21 protein-coding genes and 1 riboswitch are annotated in these 24576 nt (G+C 45.6%); of the genes, 4 read left to right on the forward strand and 17 right to left on the reverse strand.

The window, feature by feature from the left end; all coding sequences use genetic code 11:
* Nucleotides 1-2 precede the first annotated feature (2 nt).
* Both C2759_RS09930 and C2759_RS09935 read left to right on the forward strand, forming a co-directional pair.
* Nucleotides 3-491 carry a flavin reductase family protein gene (locus C2759_RS09930; RefSeq protein ID WP_215355137.1) on the forward strand — a complete coding sequence of 163 codons (489 nt, stop codon included), beginning with the start codon at nucleotides 3-5 and terminating at the stop codon, nucleotides 489-491.
* A gap of 22 nt (nucleotides 492-513) precedes the next feature.
* A complete protein-coding gene (locus tag C2759_RS09935; RefSeq protein WP_215355139.1) occupies nucleotides 514-1176 on the forward strand; it encodes a glutathione S-transferase family protein in 663 nt (220 codons plus the stop codon).
* A gap of 87 nt (nucleotides 1177-1263) precedes the next feature.
* Here C2759_RS09935 and C2759_RS09940 read toward each other — a convergent pair whose 3' ends face one another.
* The 11 genes from C2759_RS09940 to C2759_RS09990 all read right to left on the reverse strand — a co-directional run bounded on the left by C2759_RS09940 (nucleotide 1264) and on the right by C2759_RS09990 (nucleotide 14754).
* Nucleotides 1264-4299: an efflux RND transporter permease subunit gene (locus C2759_RS09940; protein WP_215355141.1), complete on the reverse strand. Its 3036-nt coding sequence runs from the start codon at nucleotides 4297-4299 to the stop codon at nucleotides 1264-1266.
* A gap of 7 nt (nucleotides 4300-4306) precedes the next feature.
* Nucleotides 4307-5446 carry an efflux RND transporter periplasmic adaptor subunit gene (locus C2759_RS09945; protein WP_215356763.1) on the reverse strand — a complete coding sequence of 380 codons (1140 nt, stop codon included), beginning with the start codon at nucleotides 5444-5446 and terminating at the stop codon, nucleotides 4307-4309.
* Nucleotides 5447-5615: 169 nt separating this feature from the next.
* Nucleotides 5616-7151, reverse strand: coding sequence for an efflux transporter outer membrane subunit (locus tag C2759_RS09950; protein WP_215355143.1), 1536 nt, complete (start codon nucleotides 7149-7151; stop codon nucleotides 5616-5618).
* A 145-nt stretch (nucleotides 7152-7296) separates the two neighbouring features.
* Nucleotides 7297-8160 carry a pirin family protein gene (locus C2759_RS09955; protein WP_215356764.1) on the reverse strand — a complete coding sequence of 288 codons (864 nt, stop codon included), beginning with the start codon at nucleotides 8158-8160 and terminating at the stop codon, nucleotides 7297-7299.
* A gap of 30 nt (nucleotides 8161-8190) precedes the next feature.
* Nucleotides 8191-8748, reverse strand: a complete 558-nt coding sequence (locus C2759_RS09960; protein WP_215355144.1) for a flavodoxin family protein — start codon at nucleotides 8746-8748, stop codon at nucleotides 8191-8193.
* Complete coding sequence (locus C2759_RS09965; RefSeq protein WP_215355146.1) at nucleotides 8741-9172, reverse strand: MarR family winged helix-turn-helix transcriptional regulator; 432 nt, start codon at nucleotides 9170-9172, stop codon at nucleotides 8741-8743. Before C2759_RS09965 ends, C2759_RS09960 begins: the two co-directional genes overlap by 8 nt.
* A 100-nt stretch (nucleotides 9173-9272) precedes the next feature.
* Entirely contained in the window at nucleotides 9273-11105 is a 1833-nt protein-coding gene (gene glmS, locus C2759_RS09970) for a glutamine--fructose-6-phosphate transaminase (isomerizing) (RefSeq protein WP_215355148.1), read from the reverse strand.
* Nucleotides 11105-12565: a bifunctional UDP-N-acetylglucosamine diphosphorylase/glucosamine-1-phosphate N-acetyltransferase GlmU gene (gene glmU, locus C2759_RS09975; RefSeq protein ID WP_215355150.1), complete on the reverse strand. Its 1461-nt coding sequence runs from the start codon at nucleotides 12563-12565 to the stop codon at nucleotides 11105-11107. Before glmU ends, glmS begins: the two co-directional genes overlap by 1 nt.
* On the reverse strand, nucleotides 12562-13470 hold the full coding sequence (ttcA, locus tag C2759_RS09980; protein WP_215355152.1) for a tRNA 2-thiocytidine(32) synthetase TtcA: 909 nt from the start codon (nucleotides 13468-13470) through the stop codon (nucleotides 12562-12564). Before ttcA ends, glmU begins: the two co-directional genes overlap by 4 nt.
* Before the next feature lie 28 nt (nucleotides 13471-13498).
* Entirely contained in the window at nucleotides 13499-13894 is a 396-nt protein-coding gene (locus C2759_RS09985; RefSeq protein WP_215355154.1) for a dihydroneopterin aldolase, read from the reverse strand.
* A 44-nt stretch (nucleotides 13895-13938) separates the two neighbouring features.
* Entirely contained in the window at nucleotides 13939-14754 is an 816-nt protein-coding gene (locus C2759_RS09990) for an SDR family oxidoreductase (RefSeq protein ID WP_215355156.1), read from the reverse strand.
* Nucleotides 14755-14844: 90 nt separating this feature from the next.
* Here C2759_RS09990 and C2759_RS09995 point away from each other — a divergent pair, with 90 nt between their 5' ends.
* A complete protein-coding gene (locus C2759_RS09995) occupies nucleotides 14845-15972 on the forward strand; it encodes a class I SAM-dependent methyltransferase (RefSeq protein ID WP_251366964.1) in 1128 nt (375 codons plus the stop codon).
* On the opposite strand, the gene C2759_RS10000 is transcribed toward C2759_RS09995, so the two are convergent.
* From C2759_RS10000 to C2759_RS10010, 3 genes are read right to left on the reverse strand one after another with little or no spacing between them, the layout of a single operon-like run.
* Nucleotides 15969-17108, reverse strand: coding sequence for a polynucleotide adenylyltransferase (locus C2759_RS10000; protein WP_215355160.1), 1140 nt, complete (start codon nucleotides 17106-17108; stop codon nucleotides 15969-15971). The two genes, C2759_RS09995 and C2759_RS10000, sit on opposite strands and share 4 nt — an antisense overlap.
* Nucleotides 17109-17112: 4 nt before the next feature.
* Nucleotides 17113-18021, reverse strand: a complete 909-nt coding sequence (locus C2759_RS10005) for a complex I NDUFA9 subunit family protein (RefSeq protein WP_215355162.1) — start codon at nucleotides 18019-18021, stop codon at nucleotides 17113-17115.
* Nucleotides 18022-18044: 23 nt separating this feature from the next.
* A complete protein-coding gene (locus tag C2759_RS10010) occupies nucleotides 18045-20009 on the reverse strand; it encodes a lytic transglycosylase domain-containing protein (RefSeq protein WP_215355164.1) in 1965 nt (654 codons plus the stop codon).
* 49 nt (nucleotides 20010-20058) lie between these two features.
* Here C2759_RS10010 and C2759_RS10015 point away from each other — a divergent pair, with 49 nt between their 5' ends.
* Nucleotides 20059-20682 carry a 5-formyltetrahydrofolate cyclo-ligase gene (locus C2759_RS10015; protein ID WP_251366965.1) on the forward strand — a complete coding sequence of 208 codons (624 nt, stop codon included), beginning with the start codon at nucleotides 20059-20061 and terminating at the stop codon, nucleotides 20680-20682.
* Here C2759_RS10015 and metF read toward each other — a convergent pair.
* The 3 genes from metF to metK all read right to left on the reverse strand — a co-directional run bounded on the left by metF (nucleotide 20672) and on the right by metK (nucleotide 24421).
* The gene (gene metF / locus C2759_RS10020) at nucleotides 20672-21502 is read right to left on the reverse strand and encodes a methylenetetrahydrofolate reductase [NAD(P)H] (RefSeq protein WP_215355168.1); all 831 of its coding nucleotides are present in this window, start codon (nucleotides 21500-21502) and stop codon (nucleotides 20672-20674) included. The genes C2759_RS10015 and metF overlap by 11 nt on opposite strands.
* Nucleotides 21503-21557: 55 nt before the next feature.
* A complete protein-coding gene (gene ahcY / locus C2759_RS10025; protein ID WP_215355170.1) occupies nucleotides 21558-23003 on the reverse strand; it encodes an adenosylhomocysteinase in 1446 nt (481 codons plus the stop codon).
* Between the two features lie 61 nt (nucleotides 23004-23064).
* A riboswitch (S-adenosyl-L-homocysteine riboswitch) is annotated at nucleotides 23065-23176 on the reverse strand.
* Nucleotides 23177-23254: 78 nt separating this feature from the next.
* Nucleotides 23255-24421: a methionine adenosyltransferase gene (gene metK, locus C2759_RS10030; RefSeq protein ID WP_046330959.1), complete on the reverse strand. Its 1167-nt coding sequence runs from the start codon at nucleotides 24419-24421 to the stop codon at nucleotides 23255-23257.
* Nucleotides 24422-24576 lie beyond the last annotated feature (155 nt).

Raw genomic sequence — 24576 nt, forward strand, 5'->3', positions numbered from 1 at the left:
AAATGACCCCATTTACCTCCCAAGAGCTCCGCAAGGGCTTCTCTTCCTTTGCAACCGGGGTCACAGTAATTACTTGCCTAGATGCTGACCAGCAAGCTCATGGCATCACTATCAGCTCTTTCAATACTGTTTCCTTGGAGCCGCCTCTCATTTTATGGAGTCTTAAGAAGCATTCGCGCTTGATGCCCAATTTTGAAGTAGGTCATAAACAATTAATTCATGTGCTAGAGCGCTCGCAAGAGGCAATGGCGATGCATTTTGCTACCGTAAAAGAAAATCAATTCACGAGCATCCCCCATAAAATTGCGGCAAGTGGGCTTACCCAAATTGAAGGATGCTGCGCTTACTTTGAATGTGAGACAGCATCAGTTCATACGGGTGGCGACCATAACATCATTGTTGCTAAAGTCCTCAACCTAAAGCACGATCCAGAAAGCCATCCACTGATATTTGCACACAGCAAATTTATGGGTTTAGATTCATCACTTTAAAAATATTCGAATAGGAATTGAAATGATGCGCTTATGGGGAAGAAAAAGTTCCATCAATGTACAAAAAGTATTGTGGTGTCTTGCAGAGCTGGGGCTAGAAGAAGGTAAAGACTTTGAACGCATTGATGCTGGCCTTCATTTTGGGAAAAATCGTACGCCTGAATTTCTAGCACTCAATCCCAATGGCTTAGTACCAACCTTAGAAGACGGTAACCTTGTACTATGGGAATCTAATACGATCTTGCGATACCTTGTTCGTCAGTACGATCAATCGAAGCGCTTAACAAGCGATACCGCCTCTCAATATCAGTCTGAAAAGTGGATGGACTGGCAACTTGGAACTATGTGGCCAGCATTACGTACCGCCTTTTTGGGCCTCACTCGTACACCTGAAAACGAGCGAAATAACGAAGCAATTCGCAAGGCTTATCAAGATAGCAATGCACTATTCACCTTACTAGATCAGCAGCTGGCAAGCCAGCACTATTGCTCTGGAAATGCATTTAGTATTGGGGATATTCCACTAGCACTTTGCGTAAGTCGTTGGATTTTATTAAATCAAACCTACCCAGACCAAACTGGCCCGCGTCCTTCTTTACACAATATAGATGCATGGATGAAGCGCATAGAAGCGGAAACCAAATACAGCGTAGTTGCAGAAAAAGAACTTAATGTTGTGAAGTAAGGCAGGATTCCAACAGTATAAGAATTGGGTATCTCAACTAAAAAGGTGAACTTAGTTCACCTTTTTCTTTTTTACGATACTAGTGAGTTATTGTTGCTTGAATTTTTTCTGATGGTGATCTGCGCCAATAAATAAGTACATTGCTGGCACTACAAAAAGTGTAAACAAGGTACCAATTGATAAACCAGTAAAGATCACAATACCCATTGATTGACGGCCAGCAGCACCTGCTCCAGAAGCAATCACTAGAGGTACTACACCTAATACCATTGCAGCAGTCGTCATTAAGATCGGACGTAAACGTACGCTACTAGCTTCTACGATAGCGTCCAACTTACTACGACCAGCCTCTTGAAGCTCATTAGCAAATTCCACAATCAAAATACCGTGCTTACTAATCAGCCCCATCAACGTAACTAGTCCAACCTGGGTATACACATTTAAAGTTGTGAAGCCCAAATTAATAAAGATCAGCGCCCCAAACAAAGCGAGTGGTACTGAAACTAAAATCACGATTGGGTCACGGAAGCTTTCAAACTGGGCAGCCAAGACCAAGAACACAATTAAGATCGCAAAGAACATGGTCACCAAGAAACCGCCAGACTCTGCCATGAACTGACGGGACGGGCCAGCGTAATCCATGGTGTAACCATTAGGGGCAACCTCTTTTAAAGTTTGACGCATAAACTCCAATAAATCTGCTTGAGAAATAAATGGGGTACTCACACCAAATATCGTTGCCGAGTTGAGTTGCTGAAAGTGATTAATTGACTGCGGCACTACTCTTTGCTTAATTGTTGCGATGGTACGAGCCTGAATCATCTGTCCGCTCGGAGTACGTATGTAGTAGTCGAGTATTTGGTCTGGATTTAAACGGTCTACTTGCTTCACCTGCGGAATGACGCGATAAGAGCGGCCAGCAACAGAGAAGTAATTGACATAGCCGCCGCCCAGTGCAGCAGATAGCGCACTACCCACTTGCTGTTGGGTCATGCCCAGTGCAGCCACTTTTTCCCGATCAATTTCCAAAACATCTTGTGGTTTATCAATCTTCAAATCAGAGTCTACGAAAAAGAAATTGCCACTGCGACGCGCTTTATCCAAAACTGCTTGGGATACCTCATTTAACAATTCATAAGACTCGGTGGTGTTAATCACTACCTGAACAGGTAAGCCCTGTGCGCCAGGTAAGGCCGGAAACTGGAAAGCTGCTACGCGAGCGCCAGCAATCGAATTCCACTTACTCTGCATATCCTCTTGGAACTTAGTAGCGTTACGACTACGTTGATCCCAATCCTTAAGCAACACACCGCCAAAACTACTCGTAGGACTGGTGATCTGAAACATTTGCTCGTACTCAGGCTCTGCTGCTGATATTTGATAAATCTGATCAGCATAAGTCTGCATCTGATTGACCGTACTATTAGGTGGGCCTGAAGCCTGCATCAACACAATACCCTGATCTTCTGTTGGCGCTAATTCAGAACGTGCAGTGGAGTAAAGATAGGCTACCCCACCTAGCAAAATCGCACCCATCACAATAATGACCTGCCAAGTGCTTAAGAGTTCACGCAAAGTAGTTTGATAGCTGTGGTGAACTTTTTCAAAAATATGGTCAATCTTTTGAACAAACGGCGAAGCCTCTTGCGCTTCGGTAAAGATACGGGAACACATCATCGGAGATAGCGTTAAAGCAATCAACCCCGATACCGCAACTGCGCTGGCCAAGGTAAAAGCAAATTCTGTAAAAAGCGCGCCCGTTAAACCGCCCTGAAAGCCAATCGGAATATACACTGCGATCAGCACAATCGTCATGGCCAAAATAGGGCCGCCCAACTCACGCGCTGCAATTAGAGAAGCTTCTAATGGAGACTTACCTTCCTTCATGTGGCGGTCCACGTTCTCAACCACAATAATGGCATCGTCGACCACCAAACCAATTGCCAAGACTAGAGCAAGTAGTGTCAGTAAATTAATGGAGTAACCCAAGACCTGCATTAAAAAGAATGTGCCAATCAAAGAGAGTGGCATTGCAATCACTGGCACCGCAACAGCGCGTGCGCTTCCCAAGAAAAGATAGATCACGACTGTCACAATCAATAGCGCCTCTAACAATGTGGCCACTACTTCATCAATCGAGGTAGTAATGAACTTAGTAGAGTCATACACCACCTTTCCAGACATACCGGTTGGCAACTGCTTCTGAATATCTGGCACTGCAGCACGAACCCGTTCGGCTACATCGAGTAAGTTCGCCTGTGGAGCTACCTTGATCGCAATAAATACCGACCGCTTGCCACTAAATGCGACATTGGTGTTGTAGTCCTCGGAGCCCATAGTCACACTAGCTACTTGATCCAAATACACAATGTTGATGCCGTCTTTTTTGATGACTAGCTTGCGGAACTCATCAAGCGTATGCAAATCAGTGCCTGCCACCAAGTCCACTGCAACCATGTCGCCTTTAGTACTACCAACTGCAGATAAGTAGTTATTGGCTGCCATGGCGCTGTAGACATCATCCGCACCCACACCAAGCCCAGCCATCTTCTCGCGATCGAGCCAGGCACGCAAAGCAAACTTTCTGCCCCCGGTAATTTCAGCGTTCTGGACGCCGTCTATAGAATCCAGTTTTGGTTTCACTACCCGCAATAAGTAATCAGTAATCGCATTGTTTGGAATATCATCACTATAAAAACCCATGTACATGGCCGCAGTCGATTGACCAATTTGTACAGTCAAGACAGGTTGCTGAGCTTGCGGTGGTAGTTGATTCTTGACTGAGCTTATTTGAGTCTGGATCTGCGTCAATGCCGCATTCGAATCGTAATTCAGCTTAAGAGTAGCCGTAATGGTTGAGAGACCACTCACGCTCATCGATGACAAATAATCAATACCCTGAGACTGAGCAATCGCTGTCTCTAAGGGCTGAGTAATAAATCCAGCAATCGTCTCTGGATCAGCTCCATAGTAGGCCGTTGTAATCGTAACAATGGCATTTTGGGTTTGGGGATATTGATTAACCGGCAAGGATCCTACTGCCTTCAAACCAAATACCAGGACGAGTGCACTCACTACCAGTGAGAGTACCGGCCTACGAATAAATATGTCAGTCCAATTCATCTAGGACTTATTCCTGTGGCTGTGGGTTGGGTGAATTAGCTGGCAACACCTTGTTATTCACAATCAGCGGAGTTCCATTCTTCAACTTGAGTTGACCGCTTGTAACAACCGTGGCACCCTCTTCAACCCCCTTGAGGATTGCCACCTGATCTCCACGTGTTAGCCCAGTAGTCACGAAGACTTGTTGAGCCTCCAGCGCAGGTTTGCCCTGCTTATCTTTTTTACCAGTTGGCTTAGCAATAAAGACTGTTGAGCCATACGGGTTATAAGTTACAGCCGTCTGAGGCAAAGTCAGCAACTTCACCTGATCACCTAACTTGATATTCACATTAGCAAACATGCCCGGTAAGATCTTTTTATCTGGGTTAGCTAACTGAGCCTCAATCTGGATATTACGGGTATTCGTATCGACCTTCGGACTGACCGCAGTAATCTTTCCAGTAAAGCTTGCACCCTTGAATGCATCCGTCGTCACCACAATTTCTTGCCCAACCTGTATTTGTTCAGCATTGCTTTGCGGGAGATTGAAGTCCACAAAAATCGGATCCAAGGTTTGAAGAGTAAGTAACTTATCACCTGGATTCACAAACTGACCAGGGTTGATCATCACAATACCAACACGTCCACTAAAAGGAGCCTTTAAATTTTTCTTAGCAACTAAGGCAGTTTGCTGCTCTACCTGAGCTTGCTTTGACTTAGCATCTGCTTTACTAGTATCGAACACGTTCTTACTAATCGCCTGAATCTCTAGTTGCTGTCTATCGCGCTCATTAATTACTTGGGCCAAATCTGCTAATGCTTTTAAAGAGTTGAGTTGGGCAACATCAGAGGCATCATTCAATTTAATGAGTAACTCGCCTTCTTTAACATCCATGCCTGATTTAATGGATACGTTTTGTACCAAGCCACCAATTTCAGTGCTGAGTTCTACACCCCTAAATGCACGCACATTACCAACGCTAGATAATTTAGGTTGCCATGCTGAAGTTTCCACAACCATCGTAGAAACTGTTGCTGGCGGCAAACCCATACCAGCAATGAAGTACTTAATCATGAAAGTCTTGAGTTGATTAAATCCAAATATCAAGCCCAATAACAAAAATACACCGCATAACATAATGGTCATACGTCGACCCAAAGGAGTCATGGATTGTAATTTTGCATTGATCTTGCTACGCATGAATCGCTCGCGTAAACGCACCCAAAATCCTTTTATCTTTTCCCAAAGAGCAATGAGCCTGTCGCGAAGTTTCCACTCGATCGCCTTCGCAGGCATCCATGCCCACAAGGCGACTGCAATAGCAGTTACTTTGGTTTTAATTTTTTCCAGAAGTTTCATTTTGATCTTTGTTCGCTATGGCTTTTGGTTGAAAGGCTGGGCCGGTACGATTCCACCAACCGCCGCCCAATGCTGCAAATAATGCTGCCGTGTCAGAGAATCGGGTTGCTTGCGCAGAAACCGATTTGACTTTAGCAATTTGATATTGATTTTGGTAATACAGGACAGCCAAATAGCTGGCAGTACCTAACTTGTATTGCTGCTGCACCAAATCTAAAGTTTCATAAGCGTAGCGCTCAGCATCTGATGCAGACTTTAATGCTTGTGATCCAGTTTCTAAAGCACGCAAAGAATCGGCCACTTCTTGAAAGGCCTTCAGCACAGTAGCTTGATATTGAAAAACCGCCTGTTCGTAATTGGCCATTGCACCACGACGTTGTGCTAATAACTGCCCACCCTGAAAGAGTGGCTGAAAGATACCGCCAGCAATGGACCATAGAGTAGCGTTCGGCCCAAATAAGGCTGAGCTTGTTAATGCTGCGGAACCAATAGCTCCAGTGATATTCAATTGTGGCAATAGATTAGCAGTAGCAACACCTACTAAAGCATTGGTAGCCTTAAGCTGCGCCTCCGCTGCGCGTACATCTGGACGCTGACGCACCAAGCTTGATGGCACTGAGAGTGGCAACTTCTCGGGCAAATACAAAGACTTCAAGTCAAACTTGGTGATATTGGCATTACTAGGTAGCTCGCCCACCAATACTGCCAACTGATTACGTGCAAATGAAAGATTGCGTTCGTAAGTAAATAAATCTACTTGCGAGTTAGAGACCAAGGTTCTTTGCGATGTCACATCTACTCGAGAGACTGTACCAATTGCTAATTGCTTTTCTGTAACTTCAGCTAAATTCGTTTGTGCTTTCAGAATTTCTTCTGTAGCTTGCATCTGTGCACGCAAAGCAGCTTCACGTACTGCACTAGTAACAATGTTGGCCGTCAAAGAAAGGTAGGCGCCTTCAAGCTGAAACTGTGCAATCTCTGCTTGCGCTCTCGCACCTTCAACTGCGCGGCGTGCTCCACCAAAGACGTCTAGCTTATATGTAACATTTACAGAAGCGTTATAGAGGTTGTAGGTATCAGAGCCGTAAGGCAGGCCATAAATTGCAGAAGGCTGCAGCTGCCGTGTGGCGCCGCCATTTAAACCAATCGCCGGGAAATACTGTCCACCAATTTGTGCGCTGACATTTTCTTGGCTCGCACGTAACGCAGCATCAGCAGCACCTAAATTAGGATTTTGCTGCAGGGCCTTTTTGATTAGAGCGTCTAATTCAGGAGACTTAAATAACTCCCACCATTGAGCCTCAATATCGGCGCCTTCAATAAACTCTTGATTAGTTCCGCCGGGTACTCCAGGTGCAGTGGCTAATTTCTGAGAAAGGGTAGCTTCAGTATATTTAGATGTATTCGGAGCATCAGGCTGCTTAAAGTCTGGGCCTACGGCGCATGCAGAAAGAAATCCCGCAAAAACAAGCGGAAGCAAACGCAAGGCATAGAAATCTTTTGAGTCAAACATGAGGTGGAGCAAATATCCTTTTCTACAACAGATATTTGAACACACTTTTCTAAACCAGTCTGTGTAACATCTTGATTTAAATAATAATTTTTGTACACAGGTCAGCATAGAAGTCAAACGGATTTTTTATACCCCAGCCATGATTTTAGTTGGCAATGCTTCCAAAACTGCCGCTATTGAAATCCTTCATTGCCTGAGCAATCTCATCCTTGGTATTCATGACAAATGGTCCATAGCCAACTATAGGCTCATCAATAGGTTCACCACTCAGCAGCAAGGCAATCGAATCTTCAAGTATATTAATTTCAATATCTTGACCTTCTATACTAAACATCAACATTTGAGCATCTTTTGCTACTACGCCCTCACCTGCCTCAACCTTACCCTTAAGCACAATCAAGGATGTATTCCAACCCTCAGGTACGGGAATGCATACTAAACCCCTCTTCAATTTCAGATCAATCACATGCATAGGGGTGAAGGTTTTAGCAGGACCTTGATGACCATTAAAGTCCCCGGCGATAATACGAGCTTGCCCCGCACCATTCATTAAGTTAATGGTGGGGATCTGTTTATCCAAAATAGCTTGATAGCCCGGCTTAGTCATTTTCAATCTTGACGGTAGATTTACCCATAACTGCACCATATTCAGAGTTCCACCACTTTTGGCAAATTCTTCGGAATGAAACTCTTCATGCAAGATGCCAGAGCCGGCAGTCATCCACTGCACATCGCCTGGACCAATAATGCCGCCCTGACCCGTAGAATCTTTGTGCGCTACTTCGCCCTCATACACAATCGTGACTGTTTCAAAACCACGATGGGGATGTGAACCCACTCCCTTACGTTCAGCTGTTTGAGTGAACTCAGCTGGACCTGCATAATCCAGCATCAAGAATGGGCTCATCTGCTTTCCTAAGTCTTGATAGAAAAACAGGGTGCGCACAGGAAAGCCATCACCAACCCAGTGGCCCTGATCATTACCCCGCATACCAATGAGTTTTTTCATCATTCCCCCAATTTTTACTATTACTGATTCTTACTTTGTCTTTAATTGGCCAGCAATCTTCGCAATACGCTCGCCATAGAGACGTGCGGTTTCTAAGTCGCCCACATTCACTTCATCAGCACTGGCATCTGAAGGTGTTTGCATCATGGCTCCCGCGGATGAGCCTACATAGTTCACATCATCACGCTTCGCAGCTTTAGAGTTCGACGGCATTAAACCAGTACCCACCCAAATGCCAGAGTGTTGCATAGCGAGTGTGAAGAAGTAATGCAAAGTGGAATGCTTGTCACCATTCATCGTGGCTGAGTTGGTAAAGCCACCAAAAATCTTATCTTTCCACTGCTGTGAAAACCATTGTTTAGAACTTGCGTCAGCAAACTTCTTGAATTGCCAACTCACTGTACCCATATAGGTTGGCGATCCAAATACAATGGCATTAGCAGTATTCAAGGTCTCCCACTGTGCATCAGTAATATTACCTTCAGCATCAATAGCTACTAAGGTGGCATTTGCACCTTTAGCTAAAGCTTCAGCTTGTTTAACAGTATGGCCATAACCACTATGAAATACAACAGCTACTTTAGTCATTATCTTTCCTTTGAAAAATTGTTTTAACTTCTTTTAAAACTGTTACCGCTTGTTCTAATTCTTTCTTTGTGAGCTTTCGGAAGGCCTTACCAAGATACTCAACATGCTCCGGAAATACCTTCTGAAATAACTTGTCGCCCGCTTTGGAAAGGCCAATCTTGTAGCTTCGGCCATCATCAGTATTCATCAACTTTTCTATGAGGCCTTTAGCTTCTAGTCGCTCAAGAACCCCTGTCATCGTGCCTTTGGAAACTAAGGTCTTATCACCCAACTCCTTACAGGTCATCGGCGGCTGATTGCCTAGGGTCGCAACAATGTCGAACTGAGTCATTGTTAAACCCATTTCTTTGATGTGTGCAGCCGAATACACCTCAAATGCCTGATATGCCTGAACCAACTCCTTAACAAGCGATAGGTGATTCATCGGTTTACCTCGATTTAGTCAATATGCGTACTATTTTAGTACTAGTTCGTACTAATTGCAAGAAATCAATAATTGGGGGATGCGCTACCCCTGAGATGAATTACTCGACCGTAACACTCTTTGCAAGGTTGCGAGGCTTATCGACATCAGTGCCTAGGGCACAAGCAGTGTGATACGCCAGGAGCTGAAGGGGAACCACATGCAAAATTGGTGAAAGATTGCCGTAGTGCTCGGGCAAACGAATCACATTAATACCTTCACTGCAAGTAATCTCGGTATCTTGATCAGCAAAGACATAGAGCTTTCCACCGCGGGCTTTAACTTCCTGCATATTGGATTTGAGCTTTTCCAGCAAGTCATCCTTAGGAGCCACTGTAACTACTGGCATCTTTTCAGTAACCAAAGCGAGCGGTCCATGCTTTAACTCACCCGCTGGATAGGCTTCAGCATGAATATAGGAAATCTCTTTTAGCTTGAGAGCGCCTTCAAGAGCAATCGGATAGTGCATGCCGCGCCCTAAAAATAAGGCGTTCTCGCACTTAGCAAATGCTGTACTCCAAGCAATGATCTGTGGCTCAAGCGCTAATACCGCATGCAAAGCTTTTGGCAAATGGCGCAAGTCACGCAAGAGCTCTTTCTCTCTTTCGGGACTTAGTTTTCCTGCTCGCTTAGCTAGTGCAACAGCCAGTAGATAAAGAGCAAGCAATTGAGTTGTAAATGCTTTAGTAGAAGCTACCCCGATCTCAGTACCAGCCTTAGTTAAGAAATTCCAATGAGTTTCGCGAACCATGGCACTACTCGCTACGTTACAAATCGCTAAGGTGTATTGATGTCCCAAAGCCTGTGCATGGCGCAAGGCTGCTAAAGTATCAGCAGTCTCACCAGACTGGGAGACCACCACAATTAATGTGTTGGGATTGGGGACAGTTGTGCGATAGCGATATTCGCTAGCAATCTCAACTTGAGTCGGAATACCTGCCAAGTCCTCAAGCCAGTACTTAGCAACACAGGCAGAGTAGTAACTAGTACCACAGGCTAAGATCAGAATTTGATCGAACTTTTTCCACTGCTCAGGATCAGCGTTAAAGAGTTCTGGGCCAAAGCTGGCAATATTGGCAAGCGTATCGCCGATTGCCCTGGGCTGCTCAAAAATCTCTTTTTGCATATAGTGCTGATAAGGCCCCAGATCCACCGAGTCAGCCTGAGCGGGCATGGGCTTTTGCTCTCGCTGCGCCATCTTTCCTGCCTGATCGATGATCTCAACGCTCTCTGCCTTCAGAATGGCAACATCACCTTCCTCCAAATACATCATGGAGTGCGCACGACCAGCAAGTGCTAAAGCATCGGAAGCAAGGAAGTTTTCATTTTCGCCAAGAGCAACAACTAATGGCGAGCCAACACGCGCGCCCACCAAAATATTTGGTCGATCTTGTGCAATCACGCCAATCGCATAAGCACCATGAAGTCGCGGCAATACAGAACGGACTGAAGCAACTAAATCTAATTGCTTACTGGATACATAGGCTTGATGAATTAGATGCGCAATGACTTCAGTATCAGTTTCCGAGGTAAATACATAACCTGCTGATTTCAACTCAGTGCGTAGTGCTTCGTAGTTTTCAATAATGCCGTTGTGAACAACAGCAATGAGACCGCCTGAAATATGCGGATGTGCATTTTGTGTATCTGGCTTACCGTGCGTCGCCCAGCGAGTGTGCGCAATACCTAAGGTGCCATGAAAATCCTTACCCTGCTCTGCCAACTCAGAAACACGAGCAGTAGTGCGTGCGCGCTCAATCGGATGTTTGGCATCATCACCATTAATTACAGCAAAGCCACAAGAATCATAGCCGCGGTACTCAAGGCGACGTAGGCCTTCAATTAAGACTTCAACAATATTCTTACGCGAAGCTGCGCCAACAATTCCGCACATTATTTTTTAGCCTTCACGGATTTTTTGGTGGCTGCCTTCTTGGTGACTATTTTCTTTTCTTTCTTTACTGGGCGCTGCCACTGCAAAGAGATTTGCTTAGCTCGTGATACGGTCAACTGATTGGGGGGTGCATCTTTAGTTAAGGTAGTTCCCGCGCCCAAAGTAGCGCCACGGCCAACACGCACTGGAGCAACTAACTGAGTATCAGAACCAATGAAAACGTCATCCTCAATAATGGTTTGGTGTTTATTCACGCCATCGTAGTTACAAGTAATCGTACCTGCACCGATATTGACTCTAGAACCCACGATGGAGTCACCCACATAAGCCAAGTGATTAGCCTTACTATTTGCAGCGATCTTGCTATTCTTCACTTCTACAAAGTTGCCAATATGCACATCGTTAGACAAATCTGCACCAGGACGCAAGCGAGCATAAGGTCCGATCAGTGAACTGGCGCCAACTTTTGCGCCGTCTAAATGGCTGTATGGGTGAATGGTGACATTCTTTCCAATCACGCTATTACGAATAATGCAGTACGGACCCACTGTTGTACCCGCAGCCAAACTTACGCAACCCTCGAATACACAACCGACATCAATAAAGACATCCGTACCGCACTCTAGAGTTCCACGAATATCAATCCGCGCCGGATCAGCTAAAGAAACACCAGCATCCATTAATATATTTGCTTGATTAAGTTGATGTACTCGCTCTAATACAGCCAACTGATCGCGACTGTTAACGCCAACAGTCTCATATTCAGCATCTGCTTGTGCAGTGCGAACAGGCGCTCCATCTTTGACTGCCATTGCAATTACATCAGTTAAATAGTATTCGCCTTGGGCATTGCTTGCACGCAAAGACTTCAACCACTTTTTGAGTGAGTTGGTTGGCAGAACCATGATGCCGGTATTGATCTCTTCAATACGCTTTTGCTCTGGTGATGCATCTTTTTCTTCAACAATCTCTTTTACTGACCCATCAATATCGCGCACGATACGGCCATAGCCCGCTGGATTATTGAGGTTTTGAGTTAAAAGCGCTAATGCAGAATCTTGACCACGCACACCATCAGCTAATTTAGTTAATTTAGCCAGCGTCTTTTTGCTTGTTAGGGGGACGTCGCCATACAGAACTAAAGTAGGCTCATTCATATCAAGCTTAGGCAAAGCTTGTAATAAGGCGTGGCCCGTTCCTTTTTGCTCCGCCTGCAATGCAGTACCCACTTTGCCATAGCGAGAATCTTGCTCACTGGTGATCTGAAGAAATTCCTTAACATCAGCAGCGCCATGCCCCACAACGACGATGGGGCCAGTTTTAGCGCTTTTACCTTGTAAGTCTAAGGCCGTATTCAAAACGTGCTGGAGAAGGGGTTTCCCAGCCAAGGTTTGAAGAACCTTGGGTAAGGCGGACTTCATCCGCTTTCCCTGACCAGCAGCCAAAATAACGATGTTCATAGAGAGGGATTATAAGACCCCTGAATGAGCGTTCCACAGGCTATTTCATCGATTTCTGTCTCGTCAATTGCCTTATCGCCGGCCGATCTTGCGGCAATCCCCGATAGTTCTGTGGAAATCTCCAGATTCTTAAAATCAAAGGCCTCACCATCCATTAAATGGGATGGCACGATGTGGTGCATTGAGCGAAAAAGATTCTCCACGCGCCCTGGGTGCTTTTTCTCCCACTCGCGCAACATTTCTTTCATAGCGCCACGCTGAAGATTGGGCTGACTACCGCACAGATTGCACGGAATAATCGGGAAGTTCATATCTACAGCGTAACGCTCAAGTAACTTTTCAGGAACGTAGGCTAGAGGGCGGATGACGATGTGCTTTCCGTCATCAGATCGCAACTTTGGCGGCATACCTTTGAGCTTGCCAGCAAAGAACATATTGAGCATTAATGTCTCTAAGATGTCATCACGGTGGTGGCCTAAGGCAATCTTAGTGGCGCCTAACTCATCTGCTACGCGATATAAAATGCCGCGACGTAATCGAGAGCAAAGTCCACAAGTGGTTTTCCCTTCTGGGATTACACGCTTGACGATGCTGTAAGTATCTTGATTTTCAATATGGAACTGAACACCTAAAGCTTTTAAATAATTCGGCAAAATCTCTGCTGGAAATCCTGGCTGCTTTTGATCTAGGTTGACAGCCACAATTTCAAAATCAATTGGGGCACGCTCGCGTAACTTTAAAAGGATATCGAGCATGGCGTAACTATCTTTACCGCCTGACAGGCAAACCATCACCTTGTCACCATTTTCGATCATGCCAAAGTCACCAATAGCTTGGCCAACTAAACGGCACAACTTTTTCTCTAGCTTGTTTTCTTCTAAGACAACTTTACGGATATCACTCATGGCTGCTAAATTCTTTTCTGGAGTTTCTTTAAGCCTGCTTCATCCGAAACACCTCAACACCAACCGAGTGACAGTCTGGATAAACATCAGGTTTAGCAGTACTAACGCGCGCAGCGATGACCTTGGGGTGCAATAGCATTGCGGTCACAATGTCATCACAAAACGTTTCCTGTAAATGGATATGGCCCTGACAAGATAGCGTCTTAATGGTTTCACGCATGAAGTCGTAATCCACCACCTCTTCCAATAAATCTTTAGAAGGCGTATTCATATTCAGCGGGATATAGAGGTCTACATTGAGAATAACGCGCTGTTCAGCTTTTTTCTCAAAATCATGGACACCAATATTGATATAGATTTCATAGTCACGTAGAAATAAGCGACGGCAATCAGCAAGTGCTGGATGAGAAAGAATGGCATGCATAATTTTTATTAACTCTTTTTAACTTTTTATTCTGTATTCAACTCTTAGCTTGTTTTAAACATCACATCGCGTGATGATGGTAAGAGATGTTGTCCGCCGTCCACATATAAGGTTGTACCCGTGATCGCATTCGAGCCAGCTAAAAATACGGCTGCTTTTGCAATATCACTGGGTGTTGATGACTTTCCTAGTGGCGTCATCTGATGCGCCTTAGTAAAACCAGCTTCGGTTTGATCGCCTGAGGTCAGCGTAATACCGGGGGCCAAACCAATCACTCGTAAGTGCGGAGCAAAATCTACCGCTAGGACCTCAACCGAAGTGAGGAGCGCAGCCTTCGATAATGTGTAAGACAAATAATCGGGATTGAGATTAATTAATTTTTGATCGAGTAACTGGATTACTGAGGGGATACTTAAATCACCCTCTCCTGCTTTCTTTTTTTGGCTCTTTTGATGTTCAAACATCAACTGGGATAACAAGATAGGTGCAGCTAAATTGACCTGCATGTGGTCTCGCAAAATCTGACTATTGAGCGGGGTATCTGAGTTAGCACGATCATATTCAAAGATCGAGGCGCTATTGATCAGGCACTGCAAATTACTGAACTCAGCCAACACTGCTTTAAACAGAGAATTGATTTCTGCTTCGCTAGCGAGATCAGCCTTAATTGCCACAGCGTTACGCCCTAGCCTCTGAATCTCAGCTACGGTTGATTGAGCCTCGGACTCTGACTGGCCATAGTGAACCGCCACATCCCAGCCTTGACGAGCAAACTCTACGGCAATTTCTCGACCAAGGCGCTTAGCAGCGCCGGTCACTAAAACCGCTTTATTTTCTTGGGGTTGTGGGTTTGAACTCAAGTTACCTAAATTCTCTTAGACTAGCGAGCTATGGATATTACCTTGACCAGCCTTGAAACGGCTCATACCGAGCTTCTTAGGCAGAAAATAATGGCCGAAATCGCTTCAAACAGCGGCTGGATACCCTTTTCAAGATATATGGAAATGGCTCTTTATGAGCCAGGAATGGGTTATTACAGTGCTGGGGCCCATAAATTGGGGTCTGGCGGTGATTTCACGACTGCACCTGAGCTCTCACCACTATTCGGCGCTGCCATTGTGGAGACGCTTCTGCCTATTTTGGAGGGTCTTCAGGCTCAAGGACTCCCTACCCAAATTCTAGAGTTTGGTGCCGGCACAGGTAAGTTGGCTCAATCCATTCTCACGCGACTACACGAGCTTGATTTCACGCTGGATCACTATGACATCATCGAAATCTCGCCTGACCTAGCCCAAAGGCAAGAAGTGCGACTTCAACATCTCTTTAAAGAACTCAATTTATCAACTCAATGCCGCTGGCTTAACGCTTTACCCAAAAACTTCAAAGGCATCATCCTAGCAAATGAGGTAATCGACGCCATTCCTTGTGATGCCATCATTTTCCAAAATGGCTTCTGGTATTGGCAGGGCGTTTCCATTGCTGATGGCAGACTTACTTGGGCAATAGGAAAGCCCGTTGAACAAGACCTACTTCCAGAAGTATTGGTGAGTGGAAGTTTTTCTGAAGGCTATGTCACAGAGCTACATACACCAGCCAATGCTTGGATGGGTCAAGTAGCCAATCATCTTGATACTGGCCTCTTCCTCACTTTTGATTATGGGTTTCCAGAGGGTGAGTACTATCACGCTCAACGACTCGAGGGGACCTTAATGGCGCACCATCGCCATCATGCGATTCAAGATCCGTTTTATCTTCCAGGTCTATCTGATGTGACTACCCATGTAGAGTGGTCACAGATTGCGCGTAGTGCGCTAGAAGAAAAAGTTGATGATGTCTATCTCAGCAATCAAGCATCTTATTTGTTAGACGCGGGTATTGGCGATATTGCATTAGAGATTGGCGACCCCAGCAATCCAGAAACTTTTTTACCCATTTCAAACTCTCTGCAAAAACTGCTTTCTGAAGCCGAGATGGGTGAGCTCTTTAAGGTCTTCGCATTCTCAAAGAAACTATCTGACATATTGCCAGACCATACATTAGAGGACTTGCCTGGCCTGCGAGGCAGAAATCGACTTTAAATTGATTGGCTAGTTAATGCTGCAGTAATGGCCAAGAGTCTTGCAGCATCTACAGCACGGCGAATAACTTCACCATGATATCGCTCTTGTGCAGGAATGCCCTCAATCACTTCAGCCGTGTTGAGCGCCTGAGCATTTTGCATTGCCAAAATTAAAGTGTCGACGTTCAGGCCGATGCGTTTAGCTAAGTTCAATAAGGCCTGACCACGATCCGGTTTTCGCCAAACATCCGCACGATTGAACCATGCCAATACATCGGAAGATTGATATGCATCTCCTACCATCTGCTCATTTAATAAATTGAGCTCGCTAAATATTTCACTGAAGTCACGCACCTCATTAGGCATTTTGACGCACGCTGCCCATGAGCGAATGTCACTTGCAGACAAATTCATCAGGATGACAGCGCAACGATCTTCTAGGCGGTTATCTGCAGCATGTAAATGAGCAATAAGCTGCTCGCAGAATTCTTCTTTAGCAAAATTACTTACCAGCTTCAATGGCAGCAGTACTCTAGCGGCATTTGTATCAAGCAAGATTTGCAACATTCGCATTGGCTGGCTGGCAGTAAAGCCTCTAGCTAACTCCTGCCAAATTCTTTCGGCTGAGAGTGCTGATAACTCATTGGATCGAACAATGGTCTGCAATGCATTCATTGTTTCTGGCGCAACCATGAAGTCAGGAAAGCGAGCAGCAAAACGAGCGATACGCAATAGGCGCAGAGGATCTTCTGCAAACGCATCAGATACATGTCGGAAAATTTTTGACGCCAAATCGTCTTGCCCGTTGTAGGGATCTAGAATAGGCCCCACCCATTTGCCATCAGCCCCCACCTCTTGAGCCATTGCATTAATCGTCAGATCACGGCGCTCTAAGTCTTGTTCTAGGGTGACAGTGGGGTCGGCATAAAACAGAAATCCTTTGTAGCCCTTACCGGTCTTACGCTCCGTACGAGCCAAGGCATATTCAGCTTGAGTCTGTGGATGTAGAAAGACGGGGAAATCTTTACCGACTGGACGATATCCCTGAGCAACCATCTCCTCTACGCTAGAACCTACCACTACGTAATCAATATCGTGCACTGGCAGACCCATCAGGGTATCCCGAATAGCACCACCGACTGCATAGATCTTCATCGACTTATTTCATGCCTTCTAGCGTGCGACGACTGATACCAAATACTTTACTTAGGGCATCCACTCCATGGATCGGCAGGATGTTGGGCACTTGCATTGAGGCAATATTGTCGCGCGACATTAACGTTGGGACAGGCAGAAACTCAAAAGCCAAAGCCTGAAGGTAGCCAACAAAATCGGGCACGGGAATGATCGCGCATTTTGTATCGACTTTGCGCGCAGCAAATTCCACAATCTCTTTCATGGTGTAAACCGTAGGCCCCACTAAATCATAAGACTGATGGATCGTCGATGGCATTTTTAAAGATCTTGTAAATGCAGTAGCCACATCATCCACGCTCACCGGCTGAAACTGCGCGCCTGAGTTTGCCAAAGGCATCACCGGAAATAATTTCGTTAACTTGGCAAACAAGTTAATAAATTGATCGTGTGCACCAAAAATGACTGAAGGTCTGAAAATAGTCCAATCGAGATTGCTAGCTCTTACTGCGGCCTCCCCATCACCCTTACTGCGCTGATACATTGATGGCCCATGGGAGTCTCCGCCCAATGCACTCATGTGTAGGTAGCGCTTAAGACCATTCATCTGCATAGCAGTAATGATGCTTTTTGGGAGATCAACATGTGCCGCTTGGAATACTTTTCCATAAGGCTCTGCTGGCTTGTCATGCAATACACCCACCAAATTAATGACGGCACCGCCAGGCTGAATTCGTGAACAAAGCTCTTGTAAAGAATCAAACTCATGCACATCAGCATCTTCTAAATGTATCTTTGGCAACATACGTAATTCACGTGCAGATGCTAAGTGTCTAGTAGGCAGCAAAACGGAATAGCCCTCTGCTTGCAATTGAGCAGCCAAGACTCTGCCTACAAAGCCATTACCACCGATTAGCAGAATGTCATATTTCATAAAGATCCTATCTAGTTAAATTACTAAGGCAACTCAGAGGCATTTGCCACTTTAGGAGTGATCACTCCTAAACGCTGCTTTAAAGATTGCGTTTGTCCATGCATTACTGATGAATAGTACGTTGCATTAGCCAAAACGTTTTTTACATAAGTTCGTGTTTCATTAAACGGAATTGTTTCTGCAAAAATTGCACCCTCTGTTGGGCTAGTCAGTTTTTCCCGCCAGGTTTTAGAACGCGATGGACCAGCGTTATAAGCTGCAGATGCTAGTACCCAAGAGCCATCTAGATCTACTAAGACCATGTTCAAATAATTACTACCTAAGGTCAGGTTGGTATTGGTATCGGTGAGCTTGTCATTGGTGTAAGAAGTCATACCAATCTTCTTGGCTACATACTTTGCTGTGTTTGGCATTACCTGCATCAATCCTGAAGCGCCGACCGAAGAGGAGGCATTCATGATGAAGCGTGACTCTTGGCGAATCAACCCATAGGTCCAGGCCAAGTTCAAATCAATTTGTTTTGCAATCGGAGATAGCTCATCACGATAGGGCGTGGGGTAGCGCAAACTGAAGTCATGCTCTTGCTTTGTACGGTCAGCAGTATTGACAACGCGGTCATATAGACCAATACGCTTGGCATACTCAGCAGATGCTAAGAGTTGCTTATCAGTCATGTTGCGCAACTCCCAATTCCACTCACGATTGCCTTCAAAGCGCAAATTCATGGCATAGAAACGCTCACCTCTGATAAAGCCTTTGCGCTGAGACATCGCTTCGATTTCCGATTCACCAACCTTAGTACGCGAGGGCACGTGATTGGATTTACCAAGATCTTCTCGCGCAAGCTGCCCATAAAAATTGTATTGATCGGCAACAAGCTCAAGATTCTCGCGTGCCTTTTCATTTTGTCCATCGACTTTTAATGCACGCGCATACCAATAAGTCCAAGCAGGATCTTTACTACGTACTGCTGGATTCATGCCTTCAATCGCATTTTTGACTAGCGTCCAATCCTTGGCGCGCAAGCCTGCACGCACCTTCCACTCCTGACCTTCAGTAGAGAGTAGTTCGTTATAACCGAGCTCTTGTTGAAAACGATAGGCATCGTCTGCATTGGGGTCTAATTTCTTTGCAAGGAACTGACCAATGATACCCCAAGCTACAGCTTGATTCTCTTTGCTGTAGCGTGATGCATTTTGTGAAAAATCTTTAAATGCTTTTGCAGGATCCGCTTTGGCAGCTTTCACGATCTCGGCAATAGGATCTTCACCACCTAAGCGACGTGACATCGTGTCAAAACCCATCTCACTGGCAGCACGACCAAGCGCTTTTGCTTCGCTCGGTGTCATACCACCAGAACCAACCAAAATAGGCGCCAACTCTTGGCAGGCCTGACCGAAATAACGCGGATCCAAGAGTATTGCGCGTGCATCAATCGCTACTTTTGTTGGGTTCTCACCTTGCGCCAACTTCGACTGTAGTGAATAGCACTTCACCTGAGTGTCATCATCCAAAACAAACTTGGGATATTCAGCATCAAAACGCGACCAGTCTTTTCGCTTACCTAAGACGAGTAGCCAATCATTACGCATCCGATCGGCTAGAGCCGTACCTTGATATTGATTTAGAAAAGCCATCACCTGAGAATCAGCATTACTATCGGCGCGTGCAGCACCAGCACTGTCAAATAGCTGAGGTTTTATGCGGAAATAAGCTACATAGTCTTCATAGGGATAATTAGAGAGGCTGGCTGCTAATGTCTGTGCTCGGGCAACATCATTTCTTTTAGCAGCTTCGCGTAACTCGATAAAAGTGCGATCGCCTTCAGTGATTTCAAAAGCTGAAATTCTGCTTTCTTTATTCGAAGAAGTTTTCTTAACTTTCTCTGCAGAAATGCTGGGCGTAGAAACTGTCAGGGCCAAAAGCAATATTCCGCCCACGATTTTTTGCCAGCCACCAGAAAGATCAAAACTCTTTTTCACCGTCATACCTTATCGATTTACTATATCCCTTAATTTTCGCCTGATAATGGTCGATATGCACGGCAATTCTCCAAAATCGCTACGGCAGGACTTGTTAGCCCAAAGGAAACAGTTTGCGGCTAGCGCAAGCTATTCCACAATTCAAGAGTCCGTTTTAGCCGGACTAGCTAGTTTTTTGGCTGACCATGACGCCCAGATTCAATCTATTGCCTTATATTGCCCTATACAAGATGAGCTTGATTTACGACCTGCATTATTAGCATGGGCTAAGAATAATCCAGGTAAAACGCTGGCACTCCCCTTTGCTCGCCCCGATAAACATTTGGATTTCTTTGCCTGGGAAGAGGATGATCTACTAATTCCTAGTCGCCACAACGTACCAGAGCCAGACCCCAATAACCCCCGCAGACCTCAAATTACTCCAGACTGTATTTTGATTCCCTGCGTTGGCTGGTCACAATCTAAGGCAGGGGATAAAGCCCATTATTGGCGGCTGGGCTATGGGGGCGGCTACTTTGACCGCACTTTAGCGCAATTACGTAAAGCCAAGCCAAACCTACTCTGCATAGGAATTGGCTTTGATTGGCAAAAGCTAGATGATGCGCAGTGGCAAGCTCAAACACATGATGAGCCTTTAGACGCCATGCTGACTGAGTCAGGCCTAGTAATTACTTGTTGAGACTTAAATTATCTGCAATAGCTAAAACGGCGTCAGCCTGATTTAACGAATAGAAATGCAATCCAGGTGCACCTGCTACTAAAAGCTGGTCGCAAAGATCGGTAACTACCTCTTCACCAAACGCACGAATAGAAGCAGTGTCATCGCCATAGGACTGAAGACGCAAACGAATCCAACGCGGGATCTCTGCACCGCAAGCATCCGAGAAGCGGAGCAACTGAGTGCTATTGGTAATCGGCATGATTCCCGCAATCACCGGCTGAGTGACGCCTAATTCATATGCCTCATCGACAAAACGGAAATAGGCATCGCTGTTATAGAAGTATTGTGTGACTGCGGAGTTTGCTCCAGCCTTCATCTTCTGTACAAAGAAATCAATATCTGTTGCTGGTGACTTAGCCTGAGGATGACATTCCGGATAGGCAGCGACATCAATGTGAAACCAGTCGCCAGTTTCTGTACGAATAAATTCAACTAATTCATTCGCATGATGGAACTCACCATACTGACCCATGCCAGATGGTAAGTCACCACGTAAAGCTACGATACGCTTAATACCTAAAGCTTGATATTGCTTCAACATTTCGCGCACACTCTCGCGTGAGCTACCAACACAAGATAAGTGGGGAGCAACCGCTGCACCCGCAGCGTGAATATCGCTCACCACTTTTAATGTGCCAGATTGAGTAGAGCCACCAGCACCAAAGGTCACAGAATAAAAAGCGGGCTTAAGCATTTCACTGAAACGCTCACGCACGAGATGTAACTTACTCTCACCTTCAGGTGTTTTTGGAGGGAAGAATTCAACGCTTAATTCCATAATCTTGGGCCTGTGTCTCTATTTCTCTATTGAACAATATCTAGCAAGGAGTGGATTAATAACGATAGTGATCGGTCTTATAAGGACCTTCTTTCGTCACACCAATGTAAGAAGCTTGCTGATCTGACAATACGGTTAACTGAGCATTCAATGTCTTGAGCTGCAAACGTGCAACCTTTTCATCCAAATGCTTAGGCAATGTATAAACACCGACTGGGTATTTATCTGTGCCAACCGCATTCCACAATTCGATCTGTGCAATCACTTGGTTTGCAAATGAAGAGCTCATTACGTATGAAGGATGTCCGGTACCACAACCGAGATTAACCAAACGACCTTTGGCCAAGATGATGATGCGCTTCTCGGGATTGCCGTTAGCTGCCGGGAAAATCACGTGATCTACTTGTGGCTTAATTTCTTCCCACTTGTATTTCTCAATACCAGCAACATCAATCTCATTATCGAAGTGGCCAATGTTACAAACGATCGCTTGATTCTTCATCTTAACCATATGGTCGTGTGTGATCACATGATAGTTACCAGTTGCTGAAACAAAGATATCCGCTTTATCTGCAGCGTAATCCATTGTGACAACGCGGTAACCTTCCATCGCAGCTTGCAATGCACAAATTGGATCCACTTCAGTAACCCAAACTTGAGCAGACAAAGCACGCAGAGCTTGTGCTGAACCCTTACCTACGTCGCCATAACCACAAATAACGGCAACCTTACCGGCAACCATCACATCGGTAGCACGCTTGATCGCGTCAACCAAAGACTCGCGGCAACCATAGAGGTTGTCGAACTTGCTCTTGGTAACAGAGTCATTGACGTTAATAGCCGGGAACTTTAATTCGCCCTTAGCAAACATCTGATAGAGGCGATGTACACCAGTAGTAGTCTCTTCTGTAACGCCTTTAACTTTTTCTAAACGGGTGGAATACCAAGTTGAGTCTTGCGCCAATTTCTTTTTGATGGCCGCAAACAAAATGGTTTCTTCTTCGCTAGTTGGGTGATTCAAGCAAGCCTGATCTTTCTCAGCGCGTGCACCGAGGTGAAGCAACAAAGTCGCATCACCACCGTCATCCAAAATCATATTAGTGAAGCCGCCATCAGCCCACTCAAAAATACGGTGGGTGTAATCCCAGTATTGCTCAAGCGTTTCACCCTTAATCGCAAACACCGGTGTGCCGTTAGCAGCAATCGCTGCAGCAGCGTGGTCTTGTGTAGAGAAAATATTGCAAGATGCCCACTGCACTTCAGCGCCAAGCGCTTCCAGCGTCTCGATCAAGACTGCAGTTTGAATAGTCATATGCAATGAGCCGGTGATGCGCGCACCACGCAATGGCTGCTGCGCTGCGAACTCATCGCGAATGGCGATCAGGCCTGGCATTTCAGTTTCAGCAATGGCGATTTCTTTACGGCCAAAGTCAGCCAAAGAAATATCAGCAATAGCGCAACGGGTTGCTACAAAGTTATTTAAATCGGAAACGGTACTCATGAATGCTCCAGCTAAATACGATCCAATGCTGGAGTAGAAACTCGCTAGCCATTGAATCATGGGTTAGCGAGCGCAGTTGCAATTAGCAAACTCTGGGGTTACCTAGGAGTTCACTCCCTTCAAGCCTGGGGAAACACTGGTTCTCAGTATTCCTTGCAACGCTCCTTGAAGGTATGGCGAAATTGTAATCAATTTCGCCATATTTCGCCTCAAAACAAAACATACTGCCAATTTACTACTTAGAAAGCAGGTTACAGGCCAGCGGCTGCGCGTAATGCCGGCGCCTTATCGCACTGCTCCCAAGTAAATTCTGGCTCTTCACGACCAAAGTGGCCATATGCAGCAGTCTTGCGATAAATCGGACGCAAGAGGTTCAACATCTTGACGATGCCTTTTGGACGCAAGTCAAAATGCTCAGATACCAGTTGCGCAATCTTTTCATCAGAGATCTTGCCAGTGCCAAAGGTGCTAACCATCACTGAAGTTGGCTTCGCCACACCAATTGCGTAAGAGATCTGAATCAAGCACTTACTTGCCAAACCAGCAGCAACTACGTTCTTCGCTACATAACGACCAGCATAGGCAGCAGAACGATCTACCTTAGAGGGATCCTTACCTGAGAATGCGCCACCACCATGTGGGGCCGCACCGCCGTAAGTGTCCACAATGATCTTACGACCTGTCAGACCACAATCGCCTTGCGGACCACCGATCACAAATCGACCTGTTGGGTTCACCAAGAAGTTAATTGCACCTTTGATCAAGTGCTTTGGTAATACTGGTTTGATGATTTCTTCGATCACTGCTTCACGCAATTTCTCAAGAGAAATATCTTCATCATGCTGCGTGGAGAGAACCACGGTATCGATTGAGTCAGGCTTGCCATCCACGTAACGCAAGGTCACTTGAGACTTGGCATCCGGACGCAGCCAGTTCAAACGGCCATCACGGCGCAATTGAGATTGACGCTCTACCAAGCGGTGTGACAAATGAATTGGTAAAGGCATGAGCTCTGTCGTTTCATCACAGGCATAACCAAACATCAAGCCTTGATCACCAGCGCCTTGATCTAAGCCATCGTCATGCGCCTTATCAACGCCTTGAGCGATATCAGGGCTTTGCTTGTCATAGGCAACCAAAACTGCACAACCTTTGTAGTCAATGCCGTAGTCAGTGTTGTCGTAACCAATTTCACGCAAAGTGTTACGGGCTACTTGGATATAGTCCACGTTGGCATTTGTAGTAATCTCACCAGCCAACACTACCAAGCCGGTATTACACAAAGTTTCTGCAGCAACGCGCGCAGTAGGGTCCTGAGCTAGGATCGAATCCAAGATCGCATCAGAGATTTGGTCTGCTACTTTGTCGGGGTGACCTTCAGAAACCGATTCTGAGGTGAAGAAGTAATCATTTGCCATTGCATATTCCTTTAAAAATTAACACGATCTATAGGACAACTCGACGTGCCAGGAATTTCAACGGCGACGCTTTAGCAGAATTTATGAATCGCCCTGCAAGTTGCCTTAACTCAGCGATGGCACAATTCTATCCGAAAAACACCATATTCATCAAG

Origin of the sequence: Polynucleobacter sp. MG-Unter2-18 (assembly GCF_018687675.1) — a bacterium.
Lineage (GTDB): Bacteria > Pseudomonadota > Gammaproteobacteria > Burkholderiales > Burkholderiaceae > Polynucleobacter.

Bases quoted from the DNA above. Each gene is read 5' to 3' on its own strand.
- C2759_RS09930 (WP_215355137.1), top strand. From the start codon at position 3: ATGACCCCATTTACCTCCCAAGAGCTCCGCAAGGGCTTCTCTTCCTTT.
- C2759_RS09935 (WP_215355139.1), top strand. From the start codon at position 514: ATGATGCGCTTATGGGGAAGAAAAAGTTCCATCAATGTACAAAAAGTA.
- C2759_RS09940 (WP_215355141.1), bottom strand. From the start codon at position 4,299: ATGAATTGGACTGACATATTTATTCGTAGGCCGGTACTCTCACTGGTA.
- C2759_RS09945 (WP_215356763.1), bottom strand. From the start codon at position 5,446: ATGACTCCTTTGGGTCGACGTATGACCATTATGTTATGCGGTGTATTT.
- C2759_RS09950 (WP_215355143.1), bottom strand. From the start codon at position 7,151: ATGTTTGACTCAAAAGATTTCTATGCCTTGCGTTTGCTTCCGCTTGTT.
- C2759_RS09955 (WP_215356764.1), bottom strand. From the start codon at position 8,160: ATGAAAAAACTCATTGGTATGCGGGGTAATGATCAGGGCCACTGGGTT.
- C2759_RS09960 (WP_215355144.1), bottom strand. From the start codon at position 8,748: ATGACTAAAGTAGCTGTTGTATTTCATAGTGGTTATGGCCATACTGTT.
- C2759_RS09965 (WP_215355146.1), bottom strand. From the start codon at position 9,172: ATGAATCACCTATCGCTTGTTAAGGAGTTGGTTCAGGCATATCAGGCA.
- glmS (WP_215355148.1), bottom strand. From the start codon at position 11,105: ATGTGCGGAATTGTTGGCGCAGCTTCGCGTAAGAATATTGTTGAAGTC.
- glmU (WP_215355150.1), bottom strand. From the start codon at position 12,565: ATGAACATCGTTATTTTGGCTGCTGGTCAGGGAAAGCGGATGAAGTCC.
- ttcA (WP_215355152.1), bottom strand. From the start codon at position 13,470: ATGAGTGATATCCGTAAAGTTGTCTTAGAAGAAAACAAGCTAGAGAAA.
- C2759_RS09985 (WP_215355154.1), bottom strand. From the start codon at position 13,894: ATGCATGCCATTCTTTCTCATCCAGCACTTGCTGATTGCCGTCGCTTA.
- C2759_RS09995 (WP_251366964.1), top strand. From the start codon at position 14,845: ATGGCCGAAATCGCTTCAAACAGCGGCTGGATACCCTTTTCAAGATAT.
- C2759_RS10000 (WP_215355160.1), bottom strand. From the start codon at position 17,108: ATGAAGATCTATGCAGTCGGTGGTGCTATTCGGGATACCCTGATGGGT.
- C2759_RS10005 (WP_215355162.1), bottom strand. From the start codon at position 18,021: ATGAAATATGACATTCTGCTAATCGGTGGTAATGGCTTTGTAGGCAGA.
- C2759_RS10010 (WP_215355164.1), bottom strand. From the start codon at position 20,009: ATGACGGTGAAAAAGAGTTTTGATCTTTCTGGTGGCTGGCAAAAAATC.
- C2759_RS10015 (WP_251366965.1), top strand. From the start codon at position 20,059: ATGCACGGCAATTCTCCAAAATCGCTACGGCAGGACTTGTTAGCCCAA.
- metF (WP_215355168.1), bottom strand. From the start codon at position 21,502: ATGGAATTAAGCGTTGAATTCTTCCCTCCAAAAACACCTGAAGGTGAG.
- ahcY (WP_215355170.1), bottom strand. From the start codon at position 23,003: ATGAGTACCGTTTCCGATTTAAATAACTTTGTAGCAACCCGTTGCGCT.
- metK (WP_046330959.1), bottom strand. From the start codon at position 24,421: ATGGCAAATGATTACTTCTTCACCTCAGAATCGGTTTCTGAAGGTCAC.